This is a genomic window from Achromobacter sp. 1011791174 (assembly GCF_059760925.1).
The window spans coordinates 1-232 of record NZ_JCBANH010000217.1; the positions used below are offsets into that span (position 1 = coordinate 1).

Consider the following 232-nt stretch of genomic DNA (forward strand, 5'->3'; position numbering starts at 1 on the left):
CGAGCTGGCCGGTGGCGCTGGTGTTGCCGCCATCGGTGACTTCGCCGGAGGCCTGGCCGCTGATGACCGGGGCGTCGTTGGTGCCGTTGATGGTGACGGTGACGGTGCCCTTGGTGCCGTCGGCGGTGACGACTTCGAAGGTCTCGATCAGCTTCTCGCCCACGCCCAGGGCCTGGACCTTGGGATCGTTGTTGTCGAGTTCGTACTTCCAGTTGCCGTTGGCGTCGATCGA

General features: G+C 65.5%; 1 protein-coding gene. It reads right to left on the minus strand.

Annotation, left to right across the window (positions count from 1 at the left end; all coding sequences use genetic code 11):
• The coding region (locus tag AC6LJ5_RS30380) for a VCBS domain-containing protein (protein WP_498142462.1) at positions 1-232 on the minus strand (232 nt) is incomplete at both ends.